The organism is Areca yellow leaf disease phytoplasma (assembly GCF_041920595.1).
Genome location: NZ_CP169277.1, coordinates 593,670 through 597,962 on the forward strand (window position 1 = coordinate 593,670; position 4,293 = coordinate 597,962).

The following is a 4,293-nucleotide window of genomic DNA, read 5'->3' on the forward strand; positions in this document are numbered from 1 at the left end:
ATGCTTCGTTCGGTTACGTATTGCTGCTAGTGTGATTGAAAAACAAAGAAATTTCCCTTAACAATTCAATTTAACTAGTCAAATTGATATTGACAGACTAGATTATTAATTTAGTTATTTTGGGTGCCACTTATGGGCATATCGATTTAGAACGTTTAATGAGTAGCATGATAATTGAGCCTCATCCTAGCAAAAATAACGAAAAATGTATTGCTTTAGACAAGTAGGGTGTTTTGCTATTGAAAATTATTTAATTAACCATATCATATGTTGTGAAATTTATTATAAGCCCAAAGTAAGAGCTTATAGCACTATTTTAGAAAAAAATTTGTAAACGTTTATGTGATTTATTACAAAATAACTATCCTGTAGACCCATATATCCAACCTTTTTTACAATTTTGTAAACAATCAAACTGACTCTGTAGACAACATATCTTAGCAATTGATGATTATTATATGAACGGTTTAATCCTACATCTTAAAAATAGTAAGGATACCATTTTAAAAAATTTATGTAATGATTTTCTAAATAGACGTATTTGGCACATTCTAGATGATAACGACCAAACCCAAGAACAAATTGCACACATTAAGCAACAATATCACAACCAAAACCGCGCTTATATTAAATATTATACTTCGAGTAATTCTGCTTTTCAAAATGCTTATTCCGAAAGTAAGCCTAAATTTGAAACCAAAATTTTAATTAAATCTAAAGGGAGGACTCAAAAGTCTGAAAGAAGAATCCCTATTATTAAAGTTTAATCAAAAGTAGTCCTAAACAAGATAATAAATTTTTTTATCGCCCTTTATAATCCAAAACTTCCCCTATAAACACCTCCCAAACAACTTCCCCAATTCTCAACTAACAAACAAATCCCAAAAGCCAACATCCATATCAATTTTATTTAAGGAAATCAAATGCATCATACAACCAAAAAAAAATACGGTCAAAATTTTTTAACAGATGTTAATTTATTAAAACAAAATTGTAACTAAGGCTTCCATCACGAATAAAAATGTTTTAGAAATTGGACCTGGCAAAGGTGCTTTAACCAAAATTATTGTCCTAAGCTAAACATGTTTTAGCCTATGAAATTGATGCTACTCTCAAACCTTTTTTAAATTTTGAAAATATAACAATGTTAATATCATTTATGATGATTTTTTAAAAAGAGATTTATTAAAAAGATTTTGATTATCATTTTATTCCTAACTCTCAATTAAGTTTAATTGGTAACTTACCTTATTATATTACCTCACCTATTCTTTTTTAAAATTGTTGACACTCCCCAAATTAATGATGCTACTATTATGATTCAAAAGAAGTAGGAATGCGTTTACTGGCTCAACCCAACTAACAAAAATTATAACGCTTTATCTGTAATTATTCAATTTCTATTTAGTATTGAAAAAATCCAAGAAGTTAAAAGACATATGTTTTTTCCTGCACCCAAAGTAGACAGTATTGTTATTAAACTTACTAAAAATAACAACATTTGCCCTACTTTCTTTCAACAATTTATCAAGTTTATAAAAGCTTCCTTTAAACAAAAAAGAAAAACTTTACTCAACAACTTATCTTGTCAATTTTTGTTATCCAAAGAAACCATTATTCCTTTTTTCTTACAACATCACATCCCTTTACAAATTAGAGCCGAACAGGTAACTTTAGAAACTTTTTCAAAATTAACTGTTAAATGGTTTATTTTTTTTAATATGTCATAAAATAATAAAACTTTTCATATTGAAAATAAATCACAAAGCTCATTAGGAAATGATTTTCCTTTTTCCGATATTAAACATCAATATCAAAAAATTAAATATTAATCTTTTTTAAATAAAAATGTCCATTAAAATATTAACTGCATCCAATTATTATTTATATTTTATTTGTAATTTTTAATTTGTATTATTACACAAACCATAAATAATTAATAATAAATAACGAATAATAATTTAGCATTTAATATAAAATGAAGCAAAACTGGAGGCTTAAGAAATGAAAGTTACCGATGTAAAAATTAGAAAAATCAACGGTGAAAGTAGATTAAGAGGAGTTTCTTCAATCACTTTTGAAAACCAATTTGTAGTTAATGACATCAGAATTATAGAAGGAGAAAGAGGTATATTTATTGCTATGCTATAGAAAAACTTCCAAAGGCTTTTAGAGATATCGCTCATCCCATAAATTCAGAAACCCGTCAACTAATTGAAAAATTGCATCAAAAACAAATACCAAGATTTGCTAGATAACCCTCCACAAGAAGAAGATTTTTCTCTCAAAATTCTGAAAATTAGTAATTATTAACTTTTAAAAATTCCAGATTTTTTGAATTTTTTTATATGTTTTGAATTTAGTGTTCTGCCATTTTATTAAAAAATTTTACCAAATGCGAAACTAAACCCAAACTAACAAACAACTCATCGATTAACACTTTTTCCAAACATATTTTACATTACTAAAAAAATATTTTACAATTATATTTATCCAAAAAAATAAGCAAAGAGGTACCAAAATTTGTTTTGCTGCAGCAATTCTTCATCCATCCACAATCACGAACACAACGATAAAAACCATTAATTTGTTTTGTTATAGGAACATTTTTATATAGTTTATTTGCTCTATATTTGCATTCTCACAATTGCAAAAACACACTAGTATTAGTTCTTTGCTTCTTTTGGCACTTTTATTTTTAATCGGTTCATCATGTTATTTCTTAGAAGGTTTTATAGAAACTTGGCAAGATACTTGGTAAATTTAAAAATTCACTCCCAAATATCTTGCTATTTTTTAATGACTTTAGCGGCTTCTGGGAGCTTTATATTTAAAAACTACAACGACGGCATTTTATTAATTGTCATATTTTCAGGAGCTTCTTTTTAGAAGAATACGTTGAGGCAAAAAAGTCAAAAGAAATCAAAATCTCTAAAGCTTCAAGTAGCAGAAGCAAGATTACAAAAAGAAGACGGCAGTACTGAAATTATTCCTTCCAAACTACTCAAAATCAATGATTTAGTCCGACTTTACCAGGCGACCAATCTCCTTAATACCGCTTCATTGTTTCGGGCAAGCCCAACATTAACGAAGCTAACATTACAGGCGAAGGCATTCTTGTGACAAACAACCAGGTGAGTTTTGTCTACAGCAGCACCATTAACGGCAGCAACCATTTTTGTTATGCGTGTCACAGCCAGCCAACGAACAGACTGTTTGCTCAAATTCGTAAGATTAGTAAGCCAAACCCAAAAACAATATTTCTAAAACACTACTTTAATTAAAAAAATAGAACCAATTTATGTAAAAACCGTTATGGCAACAGTTGTTGTTGTCCTTGGTCTTGCAGGAATACCACATTTGACTGGACCAAGTAATCCCAATTTGAATTTAGCAATTTTGGCTACACAAAACAATGATTTTTTAACTGTATCATCTCCATGTGCTCCTAGTTGCAGCTGACATTCCTTCCACTCTTGCAGCTATTTCTAACCTCACTAAAAAAAGGGATTTTTATTCCAAAAACGGCAGATCTTTTGGAAAAAATGGCAAGATATCAAAGCTTTTGCATGCGACAAAACAGGCACTTACTGAAGGCAAACCTCAAGTAACTGATGTTTATGTAGCCCCTGAAATCTCTGAAGAAAAGTATCACAAATATTAGATATATTATTAGATGGAAACAAAATCCAACCATCCTTTAGCACTAGCTATTAAAAAACTATTTCCACCAAAAAATCTCAATTAAAATTGGAAATTACTAGCTCAGTTGGCATCGGCCTTGAAACTTTTTTCTAGTTTATAGGCAGGTAGAATATCTCCCCAAGCTGCTTTGAGATGAAGTTTTTTTGTAAGATGTAAGCGATTGTTGGGTATCTCCTGTAATTACTGCAGTATAGATGTTTTTATGGTTGAAGTATTGCATTAAATGATAAGCTTAGGACGTAATTTATCCAAGAGCTAAAGCCACGCTTAATGTGATTATTACAACTAAAATAAAACGTGATGGTTTTGCCTTCGGATAAAAATTTTTGCGTTTGCGCTTGTAAAATATGTGTGCACAGATTGGAGTTTGGGTAAAAGCAATGCTTTGACAATTTTATAATGATTGTTTGATAAAAAGTTTCGAATGATGCCAACTGAGCTAGTAATTTCCATTTTAGGTGAGATTTTTGGTGGAAATGGTTTTTAATAACTAGTGCTAAAGGATGGTTGGATTTTGTTCAATCCCTAATAATATATCTAAATATTTGTGATACTTTTCTTCAGAGATTTCGGGGCTAGCAATACGTA

3 protein-coding genes and 2 pseudogenes are annotated in these 4,293 nt (G+C 29.5%); all 5 read left to right on the forward strand.

The window, feature by feature from the left end:
• The first annotated feature begins 458 nt into the window (after positions 1-458).
• The 5 genes and pseudogenes from ACEW7V_RS03350 to ACEW7V_RS03370 all read left to right on the forward strand — a co-directional run bounded on the left by ACEW7V_RS03350 (position 459) and on the right by ACEW7V_RS03370 (position 3,664).
• On the forward strand, positions 459-767 hold the full coding sequence (locus tag ACEW7V_RS03350) for a hypothetical protein (protein WP_374695440.1): 309 nt from the start codon (positions 459-461) through the stop codon (positions 765-767).
• A gap of 241 nt (positions 768-1,008) precedes the next feature.
• Positions 1,009-1,080, forward strand: coding sequence for a hypothetical protein (locus ACEW7V_RS03355; protein WP_374695789.1), 72 nt, complete (start codon positions 1,009-1,011; stop codon positions 1,078-1,080).
• Positions 1,081-1,367: 287 nt separating this feature from the next.
• Positions 1,368-1,730 (forward strand): annotated as a pseudogene (locus tag ACEW7V_RS03360) (rRNA adenine N-6-methyltransferase family protein); the annotation flags it as partial.
• Positions 1,731-2,004: 274 nt separating this feature from the next.
• Positions 2,005-2,303: pseudogene (gene spoVG, locus ACEW7V_RS03365) on the forward strand (septation regulator SpoVG).
• Positions 2,304-3,442: 1,139 nt separating this feature from the next.
• Entirely contained in the window at positions 3,443-3,664 is a 222-nt protein-coding gene (locus ACEW7V_RS03370) for a hypothetical protein (RefSeq protein WP_374695441.1), read from the forward strand.
• Positions 3,665-4,293: the final 629 nt, after the last annotated feature.